Here is a 24,133-nt window from a genome sequence, read left to right as displayed (position 1 = left end):
CATGGGTGTGCGTCGCAGCAGCAGACAAGGCAAGGGGCCGCGGCAGATGGCTGGACTCGCACTGGATGGGTCGAACCCCGATGTCAGCCTGCTCTACGACATCAACGGACTCGCCAGATCCGCTCCCACCTGGTTCGACCGGATCATGGAGTTCGTCGGCGAGTACGGAATCATGCTCGGCATGGTCCTGGTGGTCCTGTGGTGCTGGTGGAGCGTCCGCCGGCGCGGCACGGCCGAGGACTCGGTGACCGCGGTCGCCGGGCTCGTCTGGGCGCCGCTCGCCGCCGGGATCGCCCTGCTGATCAACATCCCGATCCGCGGTTTCGTCGAACGGCCCCGGCCCTTCAAGGACCACCAGGGGCTGGAAGTCCTGGTCGACGGGAAGAACGACTTCTCCTTCGTCAGCGACCACGCCACCATGGCGATGGCCCTCGGCGTCGGGCTCTTCGTGGCGAACCGGAAGTTCGGCATCGCGGCGATCGCGCTCGCCCTGCTGGAGGGGTTCTGCCGGATCTACATGGGCGTCCACTACCCGACCGACGTCATCGGCGGCTTCGCGCTCGGCACGGCCGCCGCGCTGCTCCTCGCGCCCCTCGCGATGATGCTGCTGACCCCGCTGATCGGCGCCGTCGCCCGGTCCGGCCGGGTGGGCCGGCTCGTCCGGTCGCGCCGGCCGCTCGCCCCTTCCGTGGCGGGGGGCCGGGGCGAGGCGCTCGGGATCCCCGAGCCGCGGCCCGGTTCGGGCGGCGGCTCGGAGGGCGAGAAGGGCCTCGCGGCCTAAGCGCAGGCCTAAGGGCTGTCCCGCAATTCCTGGCGGGCGCACGACGACAACTACGGCACCTCGCCGCGTTGTCGAAACGCCCGAATACGTCCAGTATGCGGGCGCCTCTCCGCCTTGCGATGCACCGCATCTGACGCCGCGCGCTGATCCACCAGGAATTGCGGGACAGCCCTTAGGGGCTGTCCCGGAAGTCCCGCCTGCTCGGTGACGCCCGGCACGGCCCGGTCCCGCGGGGTGCCCCGCGGTTCACAGCGACTGCGGGTACGTGAACACGTCCTCCGGGTCGTACTGCTTCTTCACCTCGCCGAGTCGGCCTGCCGCCGATCCGTAGTAGGCCTGCCGCCAGTCCGTCAGCTTCGGGTCGCCGTAGTTCTGGTACGCCGCCCCCGAGGCGTACCGGCGCAGCGCGGAGTGGGTGTCTTTCAGCCACTTCTGCTGATCCGTGCCGGCCGTGCCCGCACGCCAGGCGCCGATGTACTGGGCGAGCATCCGTGAACGCCGGTGGACGAACGCGGTGGCCTGCGGGTCGACGCGGTTGACCGCCCCGCCCAGCGCGGTGAGGGCGACCGATCCGCCGCCGCCCTGGTCCTCGCCGATCCGGGTGAAGGCCTCGGTCCGGTCGAGCAGGGCCTGGATGCCGGCCGGCGGCAGCGAGCGGTCGTAGAAGTCGGATGCCGCCGCGTACGTCTCGCGCTGGAGCGAACCCTGCGGGGAGCGGCCCGGGGTGGTGCCGGGCAGGTGGCACTGGTCGTCGGTGATGCCCGAGCAGCCCGCGTACACGAGCATCGCCTCCTGGTAGCTGCGGCGGCGCAGCGAGACCGAGGCCGCCGAGGCGCCGATCCGGTCGGCGAGGCGGTCGACGGCGTTCTGCAGATCGCCGTACGTGCCGAGGCTGAAGGCCGAGACCGACACCGTCGGACTGCCGCCGCCCGGTCCCGCCGCGACATGGGCCGAGGACCAGATCTCGTCCGGCTGGTCCGGGCCCCACTCCTGCCAGGCCGTCAGGACGGCCCGGGCGCGCGACCACGGCCAGGACATGTAGGCGGAGACGGTCTGCGGGGCGGAGCGGGTGCGGAAGCGGAGTTCGGTGACGACGCCGAAGTTGCCGTTGCCCGCGCCGCGCAGCGCCCAGAACAGGTCCGGGTGGTGCTTGGCGTCGGCGGTGAGGGTCTTGCCGTCGGCGGTGACGAGGGTGGCGGCGGTGAGGCTGTCGCACGTCAGGCCGTAGGCCCGGGAGACGACGCCGTGGCCGCCGCCGAGGGTCAGGCCGGAGATGCCGACCGTGGGGCAGGAGCCGCCGGGGATCGTCAGGCCGTGCGCGGCGAGGCCCTGGTAGACGTCGAGGAGCCGGGCCCCCGCGCCGATCGTGCCGTCCCCGCCGACGCGGTTCAGTGACGAGACGTCGACGACCAGCCGCCCGGTGCCGCTCGACCAGCCGCCGTAGGAGTGTCCGCCGCCGCGGATGGAGACGGGCACGGAGGCGCGGCGGGCGAAGGCCAGGCACTCGCGGATGTCGGCCTCGTGCCGGACGTAGGCGACCGCGGCCGGTTTCTGGCCGTCGTAGCGGGTGTTGTAGAGCTGACGGGCGGTCGGATAGTCCGCGTCGTCGGGGCGTACGAGGGAACCGGCGAGGCTCTTGGCCAGCGCCGGCCAGTCCGCGGCCACGGCCGACGCGCTCTTCGACGGTGTCGCCGGGGAAGCGGTGCTCCCCGTGGGGGCCGGGGTGGAGCCGCCGGCCGGTGCGCCGGGGTCCTTGCTGTCGCAGGCGGTTGCGGTGGCGCCGGTGAGTACGGCTGCGGCGCCGGCGGTCAGGACGGTGCGCCGCTTCAGCAGGGTCATCGGACCTCCGGTGTGGGGGGAGAGGAAGCGAGCCGTCCCTGGGAGAGGGAGGAGGGAGGAGTGGGGGGTGAGGAGGGTGCGGTGGTCAGAGCGTCGATGCTCTGTGTTCCTCGGCGTCCGTGCGGGCCCGGTCGCGGGACCGGCGGGCCGGTCCCGACCAGCCGCAGCCGCAGCGGGCGGTGCAGAACGAACCGCGTTCGACGGTGGTGGGTTCGTGGGAGGGCCGGGCCGGTGGGACGGCCGGCGGGCCCTCTGCGGTGTGTTGGTCGTACACGCGTCCACGGTACTGGGCGGGGCCGTCCGGCGGTGAGGGGTGTGCGAGCGGCGTTACGGGGGGCTGGGGCTGTCGTTATGCGGAACGGGTGGGGGGCTCGGGCAGGCGGTCGGCGTTGGGGGTTGGCAGGCGATGGTGGTGCAGCAGCACAGGGCCGGAGGCGGGGCGCGCGCTGTGTGCGCCCTCGCCGTGATGGGCGTGATGGCGACGGCCGCCGGGTGTGCCGGGGGCGGGGGCGGGGATCGTGCCGCGGCCGACGACCGGGCCGGCGCCGGGGCCGTCGAAGCGGTGCGGCAGGCGGCGGCGGTGCTCGTGGGAACGGGTTCCGCGGCCGGGAGCGCCGAGGTGAGCACGTCGATGGAGACGGCGTCCGGCGGCACCCGGGTGACGATCAGGGGCAAGGGGACGTACGACTTCCGCACCCAGTCCGGCCGGCTCAAGGTCGTGCTGCCGCAGGACGCGGCGGGCGAGGAGGAGCACCGGCCCATCACGGAGCTGCTGGCCCCGGGCGCGCTCTACATGATGAACCGCGGCGCCGGGGTGCCCGCGGACAAGTGGGTGCGGATCGACACGACGGCCCTGGCGGACGGCAATCTGGTGACCGGCGGGGTGACCGATCCGATGGCCGCGGCCGAGCTGCTGCGCGGGGTGCGGGCGGTGACGTACGTGGGGGAGAGCGATCTGGCCGGGGTCACCGTGCGGCACTACCGGGGGACGGCCGACATCGGACGGGCCGCGCGCCAGGCGTCGGCCGCCTCGCGGGGGGCGCTGACGGCCGCGGCGAAAGGGTTCAGCACGGACGCGGTGCCGTTCGACGCGTATCTGGACGAGCAGGGCCGGCTGCGCAAGGTGCGGCACCGGTTCAGCTTCGCCAACGAGGGACCGGACCGGGAGGTGGTGTCGACGACGCTGCTGTACGGGTTCGGGGTGCCCGTCTCCGTACCGCTGCCGGACGAGCGCGACATCTACACCGGGGAGATCGACACCGGGGAGAGCGGGCAGGGGCGGCGGGAGTGACCGCCGGGCGCGGGCGCTGCCCCGGGGCAGCGGTCGCGGCATGATCCGGACGAGAGGTCCTAGGCATCTGGCGGCGGCGAAATGGTCCGTCCGTGCCATGCGCGGTGTGTGTTCCGCTCCCTACCCTAGGAAGCCGGCGACGGCAGTGAGAGGTGAGTGACGTGGTGACGCTCAGCGCGCGGACCGTATCGGACCATGTGGCCCTCGCCGAGATCGAGCTGTGCGGCGAGCTCATGATCGCGGCGTCGGCGGCGATCGGGGAGCGGCTCAGCGCGGACCGGATCGACGAGGTGCTCGACGTGAAGGTGATCACCGAACGCACCACCGTCCCCCGGCAGGCGGACCACCGGGGGTGACGGGGGAGGGGGCGACGGGCGGGAAGCCGGCCCCGGTCAGGTGCGCAGCAGACGGGCGATGGCCTTGGTGGCCTCCTCGACCTTCGCGTCGATCTCCTCGCCGCCCTTGACCGCGGCGTCGGCGACGCAGTGGCGCAGGTGCTCCTCCAGCAGCTGGAGCGCGAAGGACTGGAGCGCCTTGGTGGACGCCGACACCTGGGTGAGTATGTCGATGCAGTAGACGTCCTCGTCGACCATCCGCTGCAGGCCGCGGATCTGGCCCTCGATGCGGCGCAGCCGCTTGAGGTGTTCGGCCTTCTGGTGGTGGTAGCCGTGTATCCCGCGGTCGTGGTCGGTGATGATCGCGTCCGTGTCCGCGGGGGCCGTGGCGCCCGTGCCGTCCGGCGACCGATCCGCCTCGGTGGCCTCGGTGGTGGTCATTACTGCCTCCCGTTTTCCCTTTACCCTGCCGTTTATATACCCCTGGTGGGTATATCCTAACGAATTCAGCTGAAACGTGACCGGGGGCCCGTGCTGATCACTGTGCCTGATGCGCGACACTGAAGAATGCCGGTTAGCCGTGGCCGGATGATGCGCCTAGCATCAGCCTGACCGAATCCAAAGCACCCCGAGGACCCCACGTGCGCTTTCGTCTGACCCCCAGGGAGACGAGCTTCTACGACATGTTCTCCGCATCCGCGGACAACATCGTCACGGGCTCGAAACTCCTGATGGAACTGCTCGGGGCGGATTCTGCCTCCCGAGTCGAGATCGCGGAGCGCATGCGGGCAGCGGAGCACGCGGGGGACGATGCCACCCACGCGATCTTCCACCAGCTGAACTCCTCCTTCATTACGCCGTTCGACCGCGAGGACATTTACAATCTCGCCTCGTCGCTCGACGACATCATGGACTTCATGGAGGAGGCCGTCGACCTGGTCGTGCTGTACCAGGTCGACGAGCTCCCGAAGGGCGTCGAGCAGCAGGTCGAGGTGCTGGCACGCGCGGCGGAGCTGACCGCCGCAGCCATGCCGAACCTGCGGACCATGGACAACCTCACCGAGTACTGGATCGAGGTCAACCGCCTGGAGAACCAGGCCGACCAGATCCACCGCAAGCTGCTCGCCCAGCTCTTCAACGGCAAGTACGACGCCATAGAGGTGCTGAAGCTGAAGCAGATCGTGGACGTGCTGGAAGAGGCTGCCGACGCGTTCGAGCACGTCGCGAACACGGTGGAGACCATCGCGGTCAAGGAGTCCTGAACCACGTGGACACCTTTGTACTGGTCGTGACCATCGGCGTCGCGCTCGGATTCACGTACACGAACGGCTTCCACGACTCGGCGAACGCGATCGCCACGTCGGTCTCCACCCGGGCGCTGACCCCCCGTGCGGCCCTGGCCATGGCCGCGGTGATGAACCTCGCCGGTGCGTTCCTCGGCAGCGGCGTCGCCAAGACCGTCAGTGAGGGTCTGATCGCGACGCCCGAGGGCGACAAGGGGATGGGAATCCTCTTCGCCGCCCTCGTCGGCGCGATCATCTGGAACCTGATCACCTGGTACTTCGGCCTGCCGTCGTCGTCCTCCCATGCCCTGTTCGGCGGCATGGTCGGCGCCGCGCTCGCGGGCGGCACGCTGGTGCACTGGGACGGGGTGCTCGACAAGGTCGTCATCCCGATGTTCATCTCGCCGGTGATCGGCCTGGTGGTCGGCTATCTGGTGATGGTCGCCATCATGTGGATGTTCCGGCGGTCCAACCCGCACAAGGCCAAGCGCGGTTTCCGCATCGCGCAGACGGTCTCGGCCGCGGGCATGGCGCTCGGCCACGGTCTGCAGGACGCGCAGAAGACGATGGGCATCGTGGTGATGGCCCTGGTCATCTCCGGCCACGAGACGTACAGCGACCCGATCCCGGTCTGGGTGAAGCTGGTCTGCGCGCTGATGCTGTCGCTGGGTACGTACGCCGGCGGCTGGCGCATCATGCGGACGCTCGGCCGGAAGATCATCGAGCTGGACCCGCCGCAGGGCTTCGCCGCGGAGACGACGGGGGCGTCGATCATGTTCGGTTCGGCGTTCCTGTTCCACGCGCCGATCTCGACGACGCACGTGATCACCTCGGCGATCATGGGTGTGGGCGCGACCAAGCGGGTGAACGCGGTCCGCTGGGGTGTCGCGAAGAACATCATCCTGGGCTGGTTCATCACGATGCCGGCCGCGGCGCTGGTCGCCGCGGCGAGCTACGGGATCGTCCTGCTGCTGTTCGGCTGACCGCCGGCCGGTCCACCGTACGAACGGGTCCGCCCCGCTCTCCTCACGGAGAGCGGGGCGGACCCTTCGCCTTGTGGTGGCACCGCCATGCAGCACCCCAAGGCCGTCAGGGGGACCGGTCAGCCGAAGCGGCCGGAGATGTAGTCCTCCGTGGCCTGGACCGACGGGTTGGAGAAGATGCGCTCGGTCTCGTCTATCTCGATGAGCTTGCCGGGCATGCCGACCGCCGCGAGGTTGAAGAACGCCGTGCGGTCCGAGACACGGGCCGCCTGCTGCATGTTGTGCGTCACGATGACGATCGTGAAGCGCTCCTTCAGCTCACCGATCAGGTCCTCGATGGCGAGGGTGGAGATCGGGTCCAGGGCGGAGCACGGCTCGTCCATCAGCAGGACGTCCGGCTCGACCGCGATGGCGCGGGCGATGCACAGCCGCTGCTGCTGACCGCCGGAGAGACCGGAGCCGGGCTTGTTCAGCCGGTCCTTGACCTCGTTCCACAGGTTCGCGCCGCGCAGCGACTTCTCCACGATGTCGCCCAGGGCGCTCTTGCGGTACTTGCCGTTCAGCCGCAGGCCCGCCGCCACGTTGTCGAAGATCGACATGGTGGGGAACGGGTTCGGGCGCTGGAAGACCATGCCGACCGTGCGGCGCACGGTGACCGGGTCGACGTTCGATCCGTACAGGTTCTCGTCGTCCAGCAGCACCTTGCCCTCGACGCGGCCGCCGGGGGTGACCTCGTGCATCCGGTTCAGGGTGCGCAGGAAGGTGGACTTGCCGCAGCCGGACGGGCCGATGAAGGCGGTCACCGAGCGGGGCTCCACCGTCATCGAGATGTCGTCGATCGCCTTGTGGCTGCCGTAGTAGGCCGAGAGGCCGCTGATGTCGATGCGCTTGGCCATCTGAATCACTGCTTTCCGTGGCCTCAGCGGCCGGTCTTCGGGGCCTTCCAGCGGGCGATGCCGCGGGCCACCAGATTGAGGATCATGACGAAGGCGATCAGGACCAGGGCGGCGGCCCATGCGCGGTCGTAGGACGCGGCCTCACCGATCTTGTACTGCTCGTAGATGTAGAACGGCAGTGACGACTGGGCGCCTTCGAAGGGGTTCGGGTTGATCAGCTGGCTGCCGAAGACCAGCAGGATGATCGGCGCGGTCTCGCCTGCGATGCGCGCGACGGCGAGCATGACGCCGGTGGCGATGCCGCCGATCGCGGTCGGCAGGACCACCTTCAGGATGGTGCGCCACTTCGGGATGCCGAGGGCCAGGGACGCCTCGCGGAGCTCGTTCGGTACGAGCTTCAGCATCTCCTCGGTGGAGCGGACCACGACCGGGATCATCAGGATCGTCAGGGCCAGGGCGCCCATCAGACCGGAGGGTTCGAGACCCGCGATCAGCATGATCGAGAGGATGAACAGACCGGCCACGATGGACGGGATGCCCGTCATCACGTCGACGAAGAAGGTGACGGCCCTGGCGAGCGCGCCCTTGCCGTACTCCACCAGGTAGACCGCGGTGAGCAGGCCGAGCGGGGCGGAGATCACCGTGGCGATGCCGACCTGCTCCAGGGTGCCGATCAGGGCGTGGTAGACACCGCCGCTGGCCTCGGGTCCGAGGACGCCGGCCATCGAGTGGGTCAGGAAGTAGGGGTCCAGGCGCTCGGAGCCGCGGCTGATGGTCGTCCAGAGCAGCGAGGCCAGCGGGACGACGGCGATCAGGAAGCAGACCCACACGAGGCTGGTGGCGAGGCGGTCCCTGGCCTGGCGCTGGTTCTCGACGACGGTGGTCGCGACGTACGAGATCGTCAGGAAGAGCAGTGCGGAGATCAGGCCCCACTGGACGCGGCTGTGCCAGCCGGCGGCCACGCCGATGCCGACGCCCAGGGCGATCGACACGACGGCGAAGCCGAGCGGGGCCAGGCGGGGCAGGGTCCGGCTGCTGAGGCTGTTGCGCGGCGCGGCGGGCGCGGGGGGCGTCGGGCGGTCCTGGACGCTGGTGGATGCGTGGCTCATGCGTTGGCCCCCGAGTACTCCTTGCGGCGGGCGATGATGAGCCGCGCGGCGCCGTTGACCAGCAGGGTGAGGACGAAGAGGACCAGGCCGGAGGCGATCAGGGCGTCGCGCCCGAACGCGTCGGCCTCGCCGAACTTCGCGGCGATGTTCTGGGCGAACGTCCCGCCGCCCGGATTGAGCACGTGCAGCGAGATGAGGAAGCTCGGCGACAGGACCGTGGCGACGGCCATCGTCTCGCCGAGCGCGCGGCCCAGGCCCAGCATGGACGCGGAGATCACGCCGGAGCGGCCGAACGGCAGCACCGAGAGGCGGATGACCTCCCAGCGGGTGGCGCCGAGGGCGAGCGCGGCCTCCTCGTTCATCTTCGGGACCTGGAGGAAGACCTCGCGGCTGACGCTGGTCACGATCGGCAGGATCATGATCGCGAGCAGGATGCCGACGGTGAACAGCGAGCGGGCGACGCCGATCTCGGTCTTCTCGAAGATGTACGTCCAGCCGAAGAACTGGTCGAGCCAGAGGTTCAGGCCCTCCAGGTACGGCACCAGGACGAGCGCGCCCCAGATGCCGTAGACGATGCTGGGCACCGCGGCGAGCAGGTCGATCACGTACGCGATCGGACCGGCGAGCTTGCGCGGTGCGTAGTGCGAGATGAAGAGGGCGATGCCGACAGCGATCGGAACCGCGATGGCCATCGCGATGATCGAGCTGATGACGGTGCCGAAGAGCAGGACGGCGATGCCGAAGACGGGCGGGTCGCCGGCCGGGTTCCAGTCGAAGGTGGTGAGGAAGTTGCCCTCGTCCCCGGAGATGGCGATCGCTGCGCGGTAGCTGAGGAACACGGCGATCGACGCCATGATCACGAGCAGCAGGATGCCCGAGCCGCGGGAGAGGCCCAGGAAGATCCGGTCACCGGCGCGGCCGGTGGACTTGGCGCGGGCGCGCCTGCCCGGCGGGGCCGGTGGAAACTCTGTCTGCGTGGTGGAAGCCATGGTCTTTCCGGTCTGTGTGGGGGAGCGGGGCTCCCCTGGCGGCGGTGCACCGGATGGGGGTGGCGGACCGGTCCGGAGGGGTGCACCGGACCGGGCCGCCTGTTGCGTCGTACGTCTTGCGTCGTGCTCGTTACGAGAGGCCGGCGACCGTCTCGCGGACCTTGGCGTTGATCGCCTCGGGGATCGGGGCGTAGCCGGCCTCGGTGAGGAGCTTCTGGCCGTCCGCGGAGGCGGTGTAGGTCAGGAAGGACTTCACGGTGCCGAGGGTGTCGGCCTTGTTGCCGGTGTCGCAGACGACCTCGTACGTCACCAGGACCAGCGGGTAGGCGCCGTCGGCCTTGGTGGTGTAGTCGAGGTCGAGCGCCAGGTCCTTGCCGGTGCCCTTGACCTTGGCGGCGGCGATGGCCTTGGAGGCGTTCTCCGAGGAGGCCTTCACCGGGGCGGAGCCGCCGGTGTTGATGTCGACCGTGGTGATCTGCTGCGAGGCGGCGTAGGAGAGCTCGAAGTAGCCGATCGAGCCGTCCACCTGCTTCACCTGGGTGGCGACACCGGAGGAGCCGGTCGCGCCCTGGCCGCCGGGGGCCGGCCACTTCTTCTCGGGCTCGTACTTCCAGTCGGACGGGGCCGTGGCGCTCAGGTACTTGCCGAGGTTCTGCGTGGTGCCGGAGTCCTCGGAGCGGTGGAAGGCCTGGATTGCCTTGTCCGGCAGCTTGGCGTCCGGGTTGAGCTTGGCGATCGCCTCGTCGTTCCACTTCTTGATCTTCGTGTCGAAGATCTTGGCGAGGGTGGGGGCGTCCAGGGTCAGGCTGTCGACACCCTCCAGGTGGAAGCCGACCGCGATCGGGCCGCCGACCATCGGGAGGTTGATGCCCTGGCCGGTCTTGCAGATCTTCTTCGAGTCGGCGACCTCCTCGGGCTTCAGCGCCGAGTCGGAGCCGGCGAAGCCGACGGTGCCCTGGTTGAAGGCGACGATGCCCTCGCCGGACGAGGAGGAGTTGTAGTTGATCTCCACGCCGGAGCAGGCGGCCATGTACTCCTTGACCCAGAGGTCCATGGCGTTCTTCTGCGCGCTGGAGCCGGAGGCGCGCAGCTGGCCCTTGGCGCCGTCGCACTTGACGTTCGAGGCGGCCTTCGTCTGGCTGGCGTTCCCGCCGGTGTCGCCACCGCTGTTGTTGTCCGAACCGCACGCCGTGAGGACCAGGGCGCCGGAGACGGCGAGGGCACCGAGCGCGGTGGCACGAAGCCGGTTCTTGCGCTGAAGCTTCACTTTCGGGTGTTCCTTCCAGAAGCCGCCGCGGTGGTTTCGGTCTACGACGGCGTGCGAGGTGTGGGTGGTGCGGAAGTCATGTCCGGTGCGGGAGATTCCCGGAGTGGTGCGGTCGTTCGCCGCGCACCGTGTACTGCCGAAATTAGGCAGAACAGGTGAAGCGGTTTGCGGGGGTGAGTGAACGGAAGGTGAACCGTGTCGGGCGGCCCGGTTCCGGGGCGGCGGGGTCCACGGCATGACGGCTCCGGGCGCACGCCACACGCGGGGGCGGCCCGGTCCCGGGCGGCGGATTCCGCCCTCGGACAGCGGGCGGGGCGGAGCGGCCGGCGTTACGCGGCCGGCAGGGTCCGCAGGGCCGCGTCCAGCAGATCGCGGTCGCGGGGCTGGGTCAGGCGGGTGCGGGCGGCCGACGCCGGGAGCCACAGCACGCCGTCCACCTCACTGTTCGGGACGAAGGCGCCCGCCGTGGCCTCGGCGGACCAGTACGTGACCTCCTTCGGGCGGCCGTTCGCGACGTACCGGGCCGTGGGGAGCACGGCACCCGGCACACAGTGGTGGCCCGTCTCCTCCAGGACCTCGCGCAGAGCCGCGTCCCGCGGGGACTCGCCGCGTTTCAGCTTGCCCTTCGGGAACGACCAGTCGTCGTAACGCGGCCGGTGGACGAGGCAGAACTCCACGCCCCCGCCGGCGGACGCGGGCGGGCGGCGCCAGAGCACGCACCCCGCCGCCCGCACCGTGCCGTTCGCCGTCCGGGTCATGGCCGGGTCGCCGCCGCGGTCGCGTACGGCCAGCACTCCCGGAAGACCGACCGCGCCGCCTCCACCTCGTGGCGCTGGTCGGCGTGGAGCACGCCCAGGGCGTACGCGGTCGTCGGCGCGATCCGGGGGGTGCGGGCGGCCGCTGCCGCCGCTGCCGCCGCCTCCGCCGCGTCCCGGTGCAGGTCGAGGGCGTGGCCGGGGCCGGCCAGGACCGGATCGGGGGCGCCGCGTACCACCTCGTGGGCGTACCGGTGCAGGCGCAGCAGCAGCCGGGTCTGGTGCCAGGGCGCGTCGTGCGCCTCGTTGTACGGCTCGGTCGTCCCGTACGGGGGGAGGGCGGCGACGGCGCCGAGCAGGCGCTGCTCGGCGCGGCCGGCCGGGTCGTGCAGCAGGTCGCCGGAGGGGTCGGCGGCCGCGGCGGAGAGCGGGACCTCGGAGGCGAGCAGCGCGACGGCGTCGGCCACCGCGTGGAAGCGGGAGGAGCCGAGCGCCTGGAGCGCGGCGGAGTGGGCGCGGGTCCGGGCCAGGGTCAGCTGGCGCTCCAGCAGCGCCCCGGCGCGGGCGGCGCCGACGCCGAGTACGGCGCGCTCCTTGTCGGCGGAGGCCGAGGCGGAGGCGGAGGCGGAGGCGGTGCCGGACGCGGTACGGGCCGCAGGCAGCGGCGCCCCCGAGAGGCCGTGCAGTGCGTCGAGGAGCCGGTTCAGCCGGTCCGCGTACGCGTGCTCGCGGCCGAGCGTGCCGGACAGCCAGGCCAGCTCGGTGCGCAGCTGCTCGGCCCAGAGCGGGTCGAGCGCGGCCCGGAAGGTGTGCAGGGTGCCGCTGATCCGGCGGGCCGATCGGCGCAGCGCCCAGGCGGCCTGTTCGGCGGCCTGGGGTCCCGCGTCCGTGGGGGCACTGTTCTCGCGGTGCAGACGCAGGCTGCGCAGGAAGTCCGCGGCCTGTGCCCGCAGATACGGTGCGAGCACCGCCCCCGCGGTCACGTCCGCCTGTGTCTGGTGGTCAGGGCGTCGCACGCCGGCGCCTCCGGGCGTCAATGAGCATTTCCTGTACGTGCCGCAGCGGCCGGCCCTCCGCGTCCGTGGCGTGCCGGGTCCAGTTCCCGTCGGGACCCAGGTGCCAGGAGGAGGTGGTGTCGGCCATGCCGGTCTCCAGGAGCCGGCTGAGGGCGGCCCGGTGGGCGGGGTCGGTGACCCGGACCAGGGCCTCGATGCGGCGGTCGAGGTTGCGGTGCATCATGTCGGCGCTGCCGAACCAGACCTCGGGCTCGCCGCCGTTGCCGAACGAGAAGACCCGGGAGTGTTCGAGGAAGCGGCCGAGTATCGAGCGGACCCGGACGTTCTCGGAGAGGCCGGTGACGCCGGGCCGGATCGCGCAGATGCCGCGGACCCAGATGTCGACCGGGACGCCCGCCTGCGCGGCCCGGTAGCAGGCGTCGATGATCGCTTCGTCGACCATCGAGTTGACCTTGATGCGTACATACGCGGGCCGGCCGGCCCGCTGGTTCGCGATCTCCTTGTTGATCCGGACGATCAGCCCGTCGCGCAGGGACTTCGGGGCGACGAGCAGCCGGCGGTAGGTCTCGCGGCGGGAGTAGCCGGAGAGCCGGTTGAAGAGGTCGGAGAGGTCCGCGCCGACCTGCGGGTCGGCGGTGAGCAGGCCGAGGTCCTCGTAGAGCCGGGCCGTCTTGGGGTGGTAGTTGCCGGTGCCGACGTGCGAGTACCGGCGCAGGGTGTCGCCCTCCTGGCGGACGACGAGGGAGAGCTTGCAGTGCGTCTTCAGGCCGACCAGCCCGTAGACGACGTGGCAGCCCGCCTCCTCCAGCTTGCGCGCCCACTTGATGTTGGCCTGCTCGTCGAAGCGGGCCTTGATCTCGACGAGGACGAGGACCTGCTTGCCGGACTCGGCGGCGTCGATGAGGGCGTCCACTATCGGTGAGTCGCCCGAGGTCCGGTACAGCGTCTGCTTGATCGCGAGGACGTCCGGGTCGCCCGCCGCCTGCTCCAGGAAGGCCTGGACGGAGGTGGAGAAGGAGTCGTACGGGTGGTGCAGCAGTACGTCGCGTTCGCGCAGGGCGGCGAAGATGTCGGGCGCGGAGGCGGACTCGACCTCGGCGAGGTCGCGGTGCGTGCCGGCGATGAACTTGGGGAACTTCAGCTCCGGCCGGTCCAGCGACGCTATGCCGAACAGTCCGGTGAGGTCGAGCGGCCCGGGCAGCGGGTAGACCTCGGCGTCGGACACCTTCAGCTCGCGGACCAGCAGGTCCAGCACGTACGGGTCGATGGACTCCTCGACCTCCAGGCGGACCGGCGGCCCGAAGCGGCGTCGCATGAGCTCCTTCTCCAGGGCCTGGAGCAGGTTCTCGGCGTCGTCCTCCTCGACCTCCAGGTCCTCGTTCCTGGTGACCCGGAACATGTGGTGCGCGAGCACCTCCATCCCCGGGAAGAGCTCCTCCAGGTGGGCGGCGATGACGTCCTCGATGGGGACGTAGCGCTGCGGCGAGGCCTCCAGGAAGCGGGTCAGCAGCGGCGGGACCTTGACCCGGGCGAAGTGCCGGTGGCCGCTGACCGGGTTGCGTACGACGACGGCGAGGTTGAGCGAGAGGCCGGAGATGTACGGGAAGGGGTGCGCCGGGTCCACGGCCAGCGGGGTCAGCACGGGGAAGACGCGCTGGCGGAAGAAGGTGAACAGGCGGGCCTGCTCCTTCTCGTTCAGCTCCGGCCAGCGGATCAGCTGGATGCCCTCGTCGGACAGCGCGGGGGCGACGTCCTGCTGGTAGCAGGCGGCGTGCCGGGCCATGAGTTCGCGCGACCGGGTCCAGATCAGGTCGAGGACCTCGCGGGGCTGGAGGCCGGAGGCGGACCGGGTGGCGACACCGGTCGCGATACGGCGCTTGAGGCCCGCGACCCGGACCATGAAGAACTCGTCCAGGTTCGAGGCGAAGATGGCGAGGAAATTAGCCCGTTCGAGGAGGGGGGTCGACGGGTCCTCGGCCAGTTCCAGAACGCGTTCGTTGAATGCGAGCCAGCTGCGTTCCCGGTCCAGGAATCGGCCCTGGGGCAGTTCGTCGCCGTCGGCATCGGGTTCGTACGCGTCGACGTCGGCATCGATGTCGGGGTCGAGATCCGCCGCGGTGGACAGGGCGGCGTGGCCGGCCGACCCGGTGGCGACGGCGTGCGGCCGGTGCGCGGCGAGGGAGCCGACGGACGGCTGGGCGGTGGGCTGGACCGGGACCTCGGAGCTGGGCTGCTGGCTCATGGGCCCATTCTTCCGCGCGGAGTGCTCGGGGGGCGCGTCGGAGGGGGATGAGATCGCGGAGATCGCGTGGTCGGCGCGCTCTCCGCCGGGAATTCTCCCGTTGCGGGGGGTCGGCACAGCTGGCTGCATTGTGTGAGGGTCGCAAGACCGTCTGAATGGCCGGTAACGGCGACATGACATGCAGGAAGCGGTGTGGGCCCGGTCCGGGGGCCGGTGGGGCCCCCGGACGCGGTTCCCCGAGCCTCAGCCGTGCCGTCGGCGCAGCACCCGGAACGTGACGGCGACCAGGGCCGCGGCGAGGACGAGCAGGATGCCGGTCTCGACGAGCTGGAGCGGCCAGAAGTGCGAGGTGGGGTGGTAGTCGATGTAGAACCCGGTCGCGTGGTGCTCCGCCGCGCAGCGGGCCTCCGCAGCGCTGAAGTCCGGCCGGCAGGTCTCCATCGCCAGTCGGCGGCCGTCGGCGGTGATCCGGCCCATGTCGACTTCCCAGGAGTTCCCCTCTAGGCCGCTGATTTCGGTGCTGATCGACGTCCGCAGGGGCCACAGAGCATCTAGCTGGGTGGTCAGTACCACGATGGACGCGCAGGGGGCCAGTACTGCCACGGACATCGCGGGCACCGTGCGGCGGATCAGGACGCCGGCGAGCGCACCGATGGCGAGCCCGAGCAGGGCGCGGCCGACGGGCGCGGTGCCCATGGCGGGGAAGACCAGGGGCGACCACCAGCTGGACGTGTGGTCGAAGTCCAGGTGTGACCGGGCCCAGGCGAAGGCGGCGGACAGGACGGACACCACGGCGATGAGCAGCAGGGCCGGAACGGCGAGCTTGGCCAGCAGCCAGCGGGTCGGGGACACCGACTGCGTCCAGGAGACCTTGTACGACCCGTTCTCGAACTCCCTGGCGATCAGTGGCCCCGCGACGAATGCGCCGACGAACACGGGCAGGAGCAGCATGGCCAGTCCGGTGTACGTGAGCAACGTGCCGAACTCGGACATGGAGTCGCCGAACTCCTGGATCCTGGCATCGCAGCGGGCGCCGCTCGCCCCGGCCGACGAACAGGGGTCGCTCTCGAACGCGTCGGTGACGTGGACGGCCCACAGTGTGTAGCCGACCAGAACGAGGGCCCCGACGAGAGCGAGTGCGCCCGCGGCCCACAGGGCCCGCCGGTGCTGCCGCAGAACGACGCGGGTACTGGCGCGCAGAGTGGGGCCGGACCTGGTAGGGAGGGGCGGTGCGGGTGCGATGGTCGTACTCATGCCGCGCTCACCGCCACTCGGGTCCCGGCGTCCGCGCTCGGCGTGAGCAGGGCGGGTGCGTCGGGGGACCGCAGGTGCGCCAGCAGCAGCTCCTCGAGGGACGGTTCCGTCGTCTCCCAGGCCGAGGTGTCCACCGGACCCTCCTTCCTGACGAGTGCGGTCAGCTGCCGTCCCGTGGTGCGCGACTCCACGACGGTGTGCGGGGACAGGTCCCGCACCGGGCCGGTGAGCAGGGTGTGTGCGGCGAGCAGTTCGTCCGTCTCGCCGCCGAGCCGGATGCGGCCGCCGTCGACCAGGAGAAGGTAGTCGCAGGCGCCCTCCAGTTCGGTGAGGATGTGCGACGACATCACGATGGTCGTGGCGTGCTCGGCCGCCTCCACCATCAGGGCGCCCATCAGCTGGTGCCGGGCCAGCGGGTCGAGATCGGCCATCGGCTCGTCCAGCAGCAGCAGTTCGGGCCGCTTGCCGAGGGCGAGGGCCAGGGCGAGGCGGGTGCGCTGGCCGCCGGAGAGCGAGCGGACCTTCGCATCCCGGGGAAGCGGTGCGGTGATGCGTTCGGCGGCCTCCTGGGACCAGGTGGCCGGGTTGAGTTCGGCACCCGCCCAGAGCGTCTCGGTCACCGTCAACTGCGGGTACAGCGGCTTGTCCTGGGCCACGAAGGCCATCCGGCTACGGGCTTCGGCGGGCGGCGAGCCCAGCACCCGTACCGTTCCCTCGGCGGGCCGCAGGAAGCCCGCGGCGATGCCCAGCAGGGTCGACTTTCCGGCACCGTTGGGTCCGACGAGGGCGCACACGCGCCCGGCGGGCAGCCGGAACGAGCAGTTGCGCAGCGCCCAGCCCCCGCCCCTGCCCCGGTACTTCATGCCGAGGCCGTCGGCCTCGATCGCAGCGCCTGTCATCCGGGCTGATCCCCCTCGAAGGTCGTGTCCAGTACGGCGGTGAAGAGCGCGCTCACGTCGTCCCTGTCCAGGCCGGCGGAGCGGGCCCGGCGGGCCCAGCCGGCGAGTTCGGCGCGCAGCGGGGCGTCATCGGCGGCCGCCGCGCCGCCGAGGGTCCGGGTGACGAAGGTGCCGAGCCCACGCCGGGCCTCGACGAGCCCTTCGCGCTCCAGCTCGCGATAGGCCTTGAGCACGGTGTTCGGGTTGATGGCGGTGGCCTTCACGACCTCGCGGGCGGTGGGCAGCCGGTCACCCGGCTCCAGCAGCCCCAGACGCAGGGCGTGCTTGGTCTGCTGGACGATCTGGAGGTACGTGGCGACGCCGCTGCGCCGGTCGATGCGGAACTCGACCGCTGCGGACTGTGCCATGTTCACCCCTTTCACTAATTGAGTAGTGAAAGGGTGGCGCAAGAAAGGGGCGGCGTCAAGAGACGCCGCCCCGCGGGGTGTTGAGGGGAGCTCAGGACTCCGTGCGGTACATCAGGTCCACCTCGTGGGTGGTGAAGCCCATGCGCTCGTAGACCGTCACGGCCGCGACGTTGTCCGCGTCGACGTAGAGCATCGCCGTGGGCAGCCCCTCGGCGGCGAGGTGGCGCAGCCCGATCGCGGTGAGCGCCTTGCCCAGGCCGCCGCCCTGTGCGTCGGGACGGATGCCGACCACGTACACCTCGCCGAGCTGCTCCTCGGCGTGCACCTTCGTCCAGTGGAAGCCGATGAGCTCGGTGCCCCCGTCGTCGGTGGCCCGCTCGGCGAGGAAGAAGCCCTTCGGGTCGAACCAGGGCTCGGCCTTGCGGTCGTCGAGGTCGCGCTGGGTCAGCGAGCCCTGCTCGGGGTGGTGGGCGAACGCGGCGCTGTTCACCGCGAGCCAGGCGGCGTCGTCCTCGCCGGGCACGAAGGCGCGGACGGTGACGCCCGCCGGCAGCACCGGCTCCGCGAGGTTCAGCGGGCTCAACGGCCTTCGCAGCTGCCGCAGTTCGCGGAACAGGGACAGGCCGAGCACCTGGGCGAGGTGACGTGCCGCGGACTTCCCGCCGTGCGCCCAGACCCGCAGCCGCTTGCCGGTCGCGGCGAGCAGCGCCGCCCCGAGCGCCCGCCCGTGCCCGTGCCCGCGGTGCGCGGGGTGCACGACCAGCTCGGCGGCCGGTGCCTCGACGGGGTCGGTGTCCTCCAGCTGTGCGTACCCGACCAGCACGCCCCCGGCGGTCAGCAGGAAGTGCCGCACACCCTCCCGGTGCCCGCCCCGCAGCTGGAGCCGCCCCTGCTCGGACACGGCCTGCCGGCCGTCGGACCGGGCGGCCTCGGCGAGGAGCTCGGAGACGGCTCCGGCCTGGTCGGGGGAGAGGGTGTCGAGCGTCTGGATCTCGCGTCCGGGGGCGGGGAGGGGTACGTCAGTCGTCATGTGTACGAGCGTACGGGGGGTGGCGGGGTTCCGTCCTCAATCGCCGGACGGGCTTGTGTGCGGGTTCCCCGCGGGGCGCGCTTGCCGGTGGGTGGGGGTCCGGTGCCCCTCCGGGGCGTCTCCTCAGACGACGAACGTTTCCAGTCCCACGCGGCGGGAGCCCGGTATGTGTTCGTCGTCCTGCGGGGACTCCCCTGCACGGCCCCGGACCCGGCCGCCGAGCGTCTGCGGCGTTCGTACCGCCGGGGTTCAGACGCACGCGAGAGTGGGTGGGGGCGTGCAGGGGCGTCCCCGCAGAAAAATGGCGTACTACCCGGCCCCCGCTACGTGTCGGGTTGCCACGCCAGTTTTTGAGGAGACGCCCCGGAGGGCCCCCACCCCCACACACCGGACAGGGGCGAACCCCGCGAAAACCTCGGCGGCAACCTTTTCGTAACCCCAAACATCTGTCGCGCTACGCGCGTTGACTCTAGGCTGCGGCACGCAGGATCCAGACTCGTCACCACCCTCAAACCTCCCGCTGAACTCACAAGGGGTCCGATGTCAGCGACACCGCAGAAGAACCGCGCGTCCCGGCGGGTGCTCGCCGCCGCGGCCGGTCTGGCCACCGTCGGCGCGCTCGTCGCCGCCATGCCGGCCGGCGCCCACGGGCACGGCAAGGGCCACGGCCATCACCCCCCGGCCCGGACCGTCGACGTCCAGCTGCTGTCCTTCAACGACCTGCACGGCAACCTGGAGCCGCCGGCCGGTTCGGCCGGCACGGTCAACGAGACGCAGGCCGACGGCACGGTGAAGGCCGTTCCGGCCGGTGGCGTCGAGTACCTCGCCTCCTCGCTGCGCACCGCGCGCAAGGGGCACCCGTACTCGATCACCGCGGCCGGCGGCGACATGGTCGGCGCGAGCCCGCTGCTGTCGGGTCTCTTCCACGACGAGCCCACCATCGAGGCGCTCAACAAGATCGACCTCGATGTGACGAGCGTCGGCAACCACGAGTTCGACGAGGGCGCCACCGAGCTGGCCCGCCTCCAGAACGGCGGCTGCCACCCGGTCGAGGGGTGCTACGAGCAGGGCAAGAAGTTCAAGGGCGCCGACTTCCCGTACCTCGCCGCCAATGTGACGGACGAGAAGACCGGCAAGCCGATCCTCAAGCCGTACACCGTGTGGAAGAAGAACGGCGTCAAGATCGGCTTCATCGGGGTGACCCTGGAGGGCACGCCGAACATCGTGACGGCCAACGGCGTCAAGGGCCTGAAGTTCCACGACGAGATCGAGACGGTCAACAAGTACGCCAAGGAGCTGGACCGCCAGGGCGTCAAGTCGATCGTCGCGCTCATCCACGAGGGCGGCGCCCCGGCCTCGTCCTCGTACAACTACGACTGCGACAGCCCGGGTGCCGGTGACGGCATCTCCGGGCCGATCACCGACATCGCCAAGGGCATCTCGCCGAAGGTCGACGCGCTGGTGACGGGCCACACCCACCAGGCGTACGTCTGCACGATCCCGGACCCGGCGGGCAACCCGCGCCTGGTCACGTCGGCCGCGTCGTTCGGCAAGCTGTACACGGACACCACGCTCACGTACGACCGCCGCACCAAGGACATCGTGCGCACGGCGGTGAAGGGCTCCGGTACGGCGAAGTCCTCCAAGCACCACCCCGCGCCCGCGAACCCGGTCTCGGCGAACCACGTCGTCACCCGGGACCAGGCGAAGGCCACGGACATGACGGCGCTCATCGCGCGCTGGAATACCCTCGCGGCGCCGATCGCCAACCGGCCGCAGGGCTTCATCTCCGCGGACATCAACGGCCGCGGCTCCACGGCCCCGGAGAAGCCGCTCGGCAATCTGATCGCCGACGCGCAGCTCGAGGGTCTGGCCCCGGCCGACAAGGGCGGGGCGGTCGTCGCCTTCATGAACCCGGGCGGCATCCGCGCCGACCTCGTCTACAAGGCGACGGGCAGCGAGGGCGACGGCGTGGTGACGTACGGGGAGTCGTTCACCGTGCAGCCCTTCACCAACATGATGAACGTCGTCGACCTGACCGGCGCGCAGCTCGTCACCGCGCTCCAGCAGCAGGTCAGCGGTTCGAACGAGGCCAGCCCGAAGATCCTCCAGGTGTCCAGGGGCCTCACCTACACGCTCGACATGACGAAGAGCGGGGCGGACCGGGTGGTCGCGGACACGATCAAGTTGAACGGTGCGGCGATCGACCCCGCCAAGAGCTACCGCGTCGCCATGAACGAGTTCCTGGCGGGCGGCGGCGACGGCTTCGCGGCCCTCGGTGCGGGCACCAACAAGCTGGTCGGCGCATCCGACCTGGACCTGTTCAACGCCTACCTGGCCGCGCACTCCACGGCCGCGGCGCCGCTGGCCCCGCCGGCGACGGACCGGATCACGGTCGTTCAGTAGGACGTACGTGGCAGGGGCGCGGGGGCGGTGGGCCGGACGGTCCGCCGCCCCCGCGCCCGTGTCCGAGTCGGTGCGGGCGGTCCCAGGGCCGGTGCTGAGGATGACCGTCTGTTCCGCGGCCAGCAGGGATGCGGTGTTCAGGTCCGACCGGGCCCAGGCGGTGTGGGTGACGTCCACGAGGTACGGACGCACTCCGGCGGACCGGGCGGCGGCGAGCCGCGGTCCCCGTGTGTGAAGGCCAGGCTCCATATGCCGATCGTTCCGAGGTTCATCCGCGGCTCCTCCGGTGTGGGGGCTCTTTTCCAACCACGCGTCAGCGGCACGCTGCCGGTGCTTGCACCACTCTGTCCGGAACGGGTCCACGGGTGTCCGGATGCCCGGGGGACGGCCTCTTCCTGCGGTGACGTGCACCCGACATAATCCATGGGCCCGGCCCGCACGCCAGTACCACGCTGACCCCACACGGCACCCGGAGGCGACCCCGCATGAGCCCGTACACAGCCAACCGCCGGAACTTCCTGGCCGGCGCACTGGCCGTTTCCGCCACCGCGGTCCTGGGCACGGCACCCGCCCGCGCCACGGCCCGCAGAGCCCTCACCGCTCAGGACTGGATGAGCGGCATCGCGGACGCCACGGAGCTGCGACGGCTCACCATCCCCGGCTCGCACGACTCCGGCGCCCGCTACGGCGGGCCCTGGACGGAGTGCCAGAACACGACGATCGCGGAACAGCTGAACAGCGGGCTGCGCTTCCTCGACGTGCGGTGCCGGATCACGGACGGGTCTTTCGCGATCCACCACGGAGCCTCGTACCAGAACCTGATGTTCGGGGATGTCCTGGGCGCCTGCCGGGACTTCCTGTCCGCGCGGCCCACCGAGACGGTACTGATGCGGGTCAAGCAGGAGTACTCGGAGGAGAGCGACGCGGCGTTCCAGGCGGTTTTCGACGACTACCTGGACGCCAGGGGCTGGCGGCCGCTGTTCCGCATCGACTCCGCGCTGCCCGCGCTGGGGGAGGCGCGCGGCAAGGTGGTGCTGCTGGCTGACAACGGGGGCCTGCCGGGGGTGCGTTACGCCGATCCGGACCTCTTCGACATCCAGGACGACTACATGGCGGAGCCGTTCGCCAAGTACCCGAAGATCGAGGCCCAGTTCCGCAAGGCGGCGGAGCAGCCGGGCAAGCTCTTCATGAACTACGTCTCGACCGCCGCTCTCCTGCCGCCCCGGGGGAACGCGGACCGGCTCAACCCCCAGGTCCAGTCGTTCCTCGACGGCGCGGAGGCGTCCGGCTGGACCGGTCTCGGCATCGTTCCGCTGGACTTCCCGGCGACCCGGTCCGGACTGGTGGAGTCCCTGCTCCGGCACAACCCGGCGGCCTGAGCCGCCGTTCCGGGTCTACGACCTGCTCGCCTGGACCTGCGTACTCGGCCCCTTGGCCGGGATCACCGAGGGTGTGCAGCACGGTCCTCTGTGCGGCTTCCTGAGCGGGCTGGTGTTCGGGCTCGTGTCCGCGTTCGCGGGCGGGATCGGACACGGACTCACCATGACCGCGTGGTGCCAGTGGGTGGCCCTGTGCCGCATCTGGCTGCCCTTGCGGGGACGCCTGTCCTGGGCACTGATCGCCTTTCTCGACGACGCCCACGAGCGGGGTGTGCTGCTGCGGTCCGGTGCGGTCTACCGGTTCGGGCACGCACGGCTGCAAGACCAATTGAGCCGCACTTCATACCGAACCGTTGGGCCGGAGTGACCATCGACCGCACCGACGTCGAAAAGGCGGCGGGCTCCGGAGCCCCGGAGTACGCGGTCAGGGGTGGCGGGCCGACCGGCCTGCCACCCCTGACCGCGGTTCCCGGCTGTCAGACCTGGGAGCCGGCCTTGCGGCGGCGGACGACGAACATTGCCGCCGCGCCGAGTGCCACGGCCGCAGCGCCGAGGAGGCCGAGCTGCGAGGTATCGGACGAACCGGTGGAGGCGAGGGTGCCGTCGCCGGTGGCCACCGGGTTGCTCGACGCCGTGCCCTGGGCCGACGGGTTGGAGCCGCCCGAGGTGCCGGTGGTGCCGGTGCCGGTCGTGCCCGTGGTGCCGGAGTCGGTCTTGCCGGGCTTCGGCTTCGCGGCCTTGAGGACACCGAAGTCGTACATGGCGATGTCCGGGTTGCCCCCGCAGGAGCCGTTCTCGTTGGTGTAGTCGGCCGACACGAAGGCGGCGCCGTTACCGGCCGGGGCCGACGCGTCGATGGTGAGGCGCAGCTTGATGTCGGCGTGGGCGCCGGCCTTCAGCGGGCCGATGCCGTCGATCAGGTGGTCGCCGCCGATGCTGTGCCACTTCGGGGAGGACGCCGTGGACCACTGCAGGTGCACGAGCTTGTCCGTCTCCTTGAGGCCGCTCGTGTCGGTGGCGTGGGTGAAGGCGTGGGCGAGGACGTCGTCCATGGCCTTGTCTGTGCGGTTGCTCACCCGGAGGGAGAGGGCGGTGGTCGTACCGGCGGTGATCGAGTCCGGAACGCCGGTCAGGACGGTGGTGAGACCGGGCTCGGCCACGCAGTCCTGGTTCTCGTTCTCCTCTTCGCGGGCCTTGGCCAGCGCGTCGTCGGCGGCGGTCTTCGCGTGGAGGGCGTCTGTCAGGGCCTTCTGCACCAGGGAGTAGGCGCGGGCAGCGGCGACCCGTGCGTCGTCGGCGGCATTGCCGGCCTCCTTGGCCTTCGCGTCGGCTGCCGTCTTGTCGGCGGCGGCGGCTGCGGCGGTGGCCTCGGCCCGGGTGACGGCGGTCTCGGCCGCGGTCCGCTCCTCCTCCGTGGCCGTCTCGGGCAGCGCGTCGAGGGCGGCCTTCGCGTCGGTGACGGCCTGGTCGGCGGCGGTCTTGGAGGTGCCTGCCTCGTCTGCGGCCGTCTTGGCGGCTTTGGCGGCCAGGGTGAGCGGTGCCGTGTCGGAGAGCGCCTCCTTCAGCACTTCGTAGGCGGCGGTCTTCGCGGCGAGTGCCTTGTCGTAGGCCTCCTGTGCCACGGCCGCGGCCTTTTCGAGCTCTTCCAGTGTCGGCTTGGCCTGCGTCTGTGCCGTCGGTGGGGCGTCCGCGAACGCGGGGGTGACGGAGAGCAGTACGGCGGGTGCGGTCACGGCGACGGCCACGGCAGTGGCGAGAATGCGGCGAATCTTCACATGAGCCCTTGGGTCCGGATCCGAAAAGGAAAGAAATAGGGGCGAACGGCTGCCACGGCGGCAGGATCACGCGGGCGGCTGTGAAGATGCTATGGCTGTCGCTGGAGGCGGTGGCGTGCTTTTTCCGGCGCTATGGACCGGTCCGGGGCCCCGGTCGCGGACAGACGTCACGAAAGGGCGCAGTTGCTCTCAGCCCT

Annotated in this window: 23 protein-coding genes; 8 read left to right on the top strand and 15 right to left on the bottom strand. The window is 71.0% G+C overall.

Features of this window, described 5'->3' with window-relative positions; genetic code table 11:
* Positions 1 to 46: 46 nt before the first annotated feature.
* The gene (locus OG521_18805; protein WUW22738.1) at positions 47 to 781 is read left to right on the top strand and encodes a phosphatase PAP2 family protein; all 735 of its coding nucleotides are present in this window, start codon (positions 47 to 49) and stop codon (positions 779 to 781) included.
* A gap of 246 nt (positions 782 to 1,027) precedes the next feature.
* Here OG521_18805 and OG521_18800 read toward each other — a convergent pair whose 3' ends face one another.
* Both OG521_18800 and OG521_18795 read right to left on the bottom strand, forming a co-directional pair.
* The gene (locus tag OG521_18800) at positions 1,028 to 2,620 is read right to left on the bottom strand and encodes an FAD-binding oxidoreductase (protein WUW22737.1); all 1,593 of its coding nucleotides are present in this window, start codon (positions 2,618 to 2,620) and stop codon (positions 1,028 to 1,030) included.
* Between the two features lie 85 nt (positions 2,621 to 2,705).
* Entirely contained in the window at positions 2,706 to 2,894 is a 189-nt protein-coding gene (locus OG521_18795; GenBank protein ID WUW22736.1) for a hypothetical protein, read from the bottom strand.
* A gap of 132 nt (positions 2,895 to 3,026) precedes the next feature.
* Here OG521_18795 and OG521_18790 point away from each other — a divergent pair, with 132 nt between their 5' ends.
* Together OG521_18790 and OG521_18785 are read left to right on the top strand one after the other, a co-directional pair.
* A complete protein-coding gene (locus OG521_18790) occupies positions 3,027 to 3,911 on the top strand; it encodes a hypothetical protein (GenBank protein WUW22735.1) in 885 nt (294 codons plus the stop codon).
* Positions 3,912 to 4,072: 161 nt separating this feature from the next.
* Complete coding sequence (locus tag OG521_18785) at positions 4,073 to 4,267, top strand: hypothetical protein (protein WUW22734.1); 195 nt, start codon at positions 4,073 to 4,075, stop codon at positions 4,265 to 4,267.
* Positions 4,268 to 4,303: 36 nt separating this feature from the next.
* On the opposite strand, the gene OG521_18780 is transcribed toward OG521_18785, so the two are convergent.
* Entirely contained in the window at positions 4,304 to 4,687 is a 384-nt protein-coding gene (locus tag OG521_18780) for a metal-sensitive transcriptional regulator (GenBank protein ID WUW22733.1), read from the bottom strand.
* Positions 4,688 to 4,887: 200 nt separating this feature from the next.
* On the opposite strand from OG521_18780, the gene OG521_18775 reads away from it, so the two are divergent.
* Together OG521_18775 and OG521_18770 are read left to right on the top strand one after the other, a co-directional pair.
* On the top strand, positions 4,888 to 5,508 hold the full coding sequence (locus tag OG521_18775) for a DUF47 family protein (GenBank protein ID WUW22732.1): 621 nt from the start codon (positions 4,888 to 4,890) through the stop codon (positions 5,506 to 5,508).
* A 5-nt stretch (positions 5,509 to 5,513) separates the two neighbouring features.
* On the top strand, positions 5,514 to 6,512 hold the full coding sequence (locus OG521_18770; protein ID WUW22731.1) for an inorganic phosphate transporter: 999 nt from the start codon (positions 5,514 to 5,516) through the stop codon (positions 6,510 to 6,512).
* A gap of 119 nt (positions 6,513 to 6,631) precedes the next feature.
* On the opposite strand, the gene pstB is transcribed toward OG521_18770, so the two are convergent.
* The 11 genes from pstB to mshD form a co-directional block, all read right to left on the bottom strand.
* Entirely contained in the window at positions 6,632 to 7,408 is a 777-nt protein-coding gene (gene pstB, locus OG521_18765) for a phosphate ABC transporter ATP-binding protein PstB (protein WUW22730.1), read from the bottom strand.
* A gap of 23 nt (positions 7,409 to 7,431) precedes the next feature.
* On the bottom strand, positions 7,432 to 8,517 hold the full coding sequence (pstA, locus tag OG521_18760; GenBank protein WUW22729.1) for a phosphate ABC transporter permease PstA: 1,086 nt from the start codon (positions 8,515 to 8,517) through the stop codon (positions 7,432 to 7,434).
* On the bottom strand, positions 8,514 to 9,506 hold the full coding sequence (gene pstC / locus OG521_18755; protein WUW22728.1) for a phosphate ABC transporter permease subunit PstC: 993 nt from the start codon (positions 9,504 to 9,506) through the stop codon (positions 8,514 to 8,516). Before pstC ends, pstA begins: the two co-directional genes overlap by 4 nt.
* Before the next feature lie 130 nt (positions 9,507 to 9,636).
* Entirely contained in the window at positions 9,637 to 10,773 is a 1,137-nt protein-coding gene (pstS, locus tag OG521_18750; protein ID WUW22727.1) for a phosphate ABC transporter substrate-binding protein PstS, read from the bottom strand.
* 329 nt (positions 10,774 to 11,102) lie between these two features.
* Positions 11,103 to 11,531 (bottom strand): NUDIX hydrolase, encoded by a 429-nt coding sequence (locus OG521_18745; GenBank protein ID WUW22726.1) that lies wholly within the window; start codon positions 11,529 to 11,531, stop codon positions 11,103 to 11,105.
* The gene (locus tag OG521_18740; protein WUW22725.1) at positions 11,528 to 12,544 is read right to left on the bottom strand and encodes a CHAD domain-containing protein; all 1,017 of its coding nucleotides are present in this window, start codon (positions 12,542 to 12,544) and stop codon (positions 11,528 to 11,530) included. Before OG521_18740 ends, OG521_18745 begins: the two co-directional genes overlap by 4 nt.
* The gene (locus OG521_18735) at positions 12,531 to 14,786 is read right to left on the bottom strand and encodes an RNA degradosome polyphosphate kinase (protein ID WUW22724.1); all 2,256 of its coding nucleotides are present in this window, start codon (positions 14,784 to 14,786) and stop codon (positions 12,531 to 12,533) included. Before OG521_18735 ends, OG521_18740 begins: the two co-directional genes overlap by 14 nt.
* A 243-nt stretch (positions 14,787 to 15,029) precedes the next feature.
* Positions 15,030 to 16,040, bottom strand: coding sequence for a hypothetical protein (locus OG521_18730; protein WUW22723.1), 1,011 nt, complete (start codon positions 16,038 to 16,040; stop codon positions 15,030 to 15,032).
* Positions 16,037 to 16,939 carry an ABC transporter ATP-binding protein gene (locus OG521_18725; GenBank protein WUW22722.1) on the bottom strand — a complete coding sequence of 301 codons (903 nt, stop codon included), beginning with the start codon at positions 16,937 to 16,939 and terminating at the stop codon, positions 16,037 to 16,039. Before OG521_18725 ends, OG521_18730 begins: the two co-directional genes overlap by 4 nt.
* On the bottom strand, positions 16,936 to 17,346 hold the full coding sequence (locus tag OG521_18720; protein WUW22721.1) for a GntR family transcriptional regulator: 411 nt from the start codon (positions 17,344 to 17,346) through the stop codon (positions 16,936 to 16,938). Before OG521_18720 ends, OG521_18725 begins: the two co-directional genes overlap by 4 nt.
* Before the next feature lie 91 nt (positions 17,347 to 17,437).
* Entirely contained in the window at positions 17,438 to 18,376 is a 939-nt protein-coding gene (gene mshD, locus OG521_18715; protein WUW22720.1) for a mycothiol synthase, read from the bottom strand.
* Positions 18,377 to 18,916: 540 nt separating this feature from the next.
* Between mshD and OG521_18710 the strand changes: the two genes are divergently transcribed.
* From OG521_18710 to OG521_18700, 3 genes are all read left to right on the top strand, one after another.
* Positions 18,917 to 20,782 (top strand): 5'-nucleotidase C-terminal domain-containing protein, encoded by a 1,866-nt coding sequence (locus OG521_18710; protein ID WUW22719.1) that lies wholly within the window; start codon positions 18,917 to 18,919, stop codon positions 20,780 to 20,782.
* A 485-nt stretch (positions 20,783 to 21,267) separates the two neighbouring features.
* Positions 21,268 to 22,161 carry a phosphatidylinositol-specific phospholipase C gene (locus tag OG521_18705; GenBank protein WUW22718.1) on the top strand — a complete coding sequence of 298 codons (894 nt, stop codon included), beginning with the start codon at positions 21,268 to 21,270 and terminating at the stop codon, positions 22,159 to 22,161.
* A gap of 52 nt (positions 22,162 to 22,213) precedes the next feature.
* Positions 22,214 to 22,528 (top strand): hypothetical protein, encoded by a 315-nt coding sequence (locus tag OG521_18700; protein WUW22717.1) that lies wholly within the window; start codon positions 22,214 to 22,216, stop codon positions 22,526 to 22,528.
* 109 nt (positions 22,529 to 22,637) lie between these two features.
* Here OG521_18700 and OG521_18695 read toward each other — a convergent pair whose 3' ends face one another.
* Positions 22,638 to 23,936 (bottom strand): LPXTG cell wall anchor domain-containing protein, encoded by a 1,299-nt coding sequence (locus OG521_18695; protein ID WUW22716.1) that lies wholly within the window; start codon positions 23,934 to 23,936, stop codon positions 22,638 to 22,640.
* Between the last annotated feature and the right edge of the window lie 197 nt (positions 23,937 to 24,133).

This window comes from Streptomyces sp. NBC_01463 (assembly GCA_036227345.1).
Lineage (GTDB): Bacteria > Actinomycetota > Actinomycetes > Streptomycetales > Streptomycetaceae > Streptomyces.
The sequence above is the reverse complement of the archived record's forward strand: the minus strand, read 5'-3'. Positions and strand labels throughout refer to the sequence as shown.

Coding starts and splice junctions, on each gene's coding strand:
- OG521_18805 (WUW22738.1), top strand. CDS start 47: ATGGCTGGACTCGCACTGGATGGGTCGAACCCCGATGTCAGCCTGCTC.
- OG521_18800 (WUW22737.1), bottom strand. CDS start 2,620: ATGACCCTGCTGAAGCGGCGCACCGTCCTGACCGCCGGCGCCGCAGCC.
- OG521_18790 (WUW22735.1), top strand. CDS start 3,027: ATGGTGGTGCAGCAGCACAGGGCCGGAGGCGGGGCGCGCGCTGTGTGC.
- OG521_18780 (WUW22733.1), bottom strand. CDS start 4,687: ATGACCACCACCGAGGCCACCGAGGCGGATCGGTCGCCGGACGGCACG.
- pstB (WUW22730.1), bottom strand. CDS start 7,408: ATGGCCAAGCGCATCGACATCAGCGGCCTCTCGGCCTACTACGGCAGC.
- pstA (WUW22729.1), bottom strand. CDS start 8,517: ATGAGCCACGCATCCACCAGCGTCCAGGACCGCCCGACGCCCCCCGCG.
- pstC (WUW22728.1), bottom strand. CDS start 9,506: ATGGCTTCCACCACGCAGACAGAGTTTCCACCGGCCCCGCCGGGCAGG.
- OG521_18745 (WUW22726.1), bottom strand. CDS start 11,531: ATGACCCGGACGGCGAACGGCACGGTGCGGGCGGCGGGGTGCGTGCTC.
- OG521_18735 (WUW22724.1), bottom strand. CDS start 14,786: ATGAGCCAGCAGCCCAGCTCCGAGGTCCCGGTCCAGCCCACCGCCCAG.
- OG521_18730 (WUW22723.1), bottom strand. CDS start 16,040: ATGAGTACGACCATCGCACCCGCACCGCCCCTCCCTACCAGGTCCGGC.
- OG521_18725 (WUW22722.1), bottom strand. CDS start 16,939: ATGACAGGCGCTGCGATCGAGGCCGACGGCCTCGGCATGAAGTACCGG.
- OG521_18720 (WUW22721.1), bottom strand. CDS start 17,346: ATGGCACAGTCCGCAGCGGTCGAGTTCCGCATCGACCGGCGCAGCGGC.
- mshD (WUW22720.1), bottom strand. CDS start 18,376: ATGACGACTGACGTACCCCTCCCCGCCCCCGGACGCGAGATCCAGACG.
- OG521_18710 (WUW22719.1), top strand. CDS start 18,917: ATGTCAGCGACACCGCAGAAGAACCGCGCGTCCCGGCGGGTGCTCGCC.
- OG521_18705 (WUW22718.1), top strand. CDS start 21,268: ATGAGCCCGTACACAGCCAACCGCCGGAACTTCCTGGCCGGCGCACTG.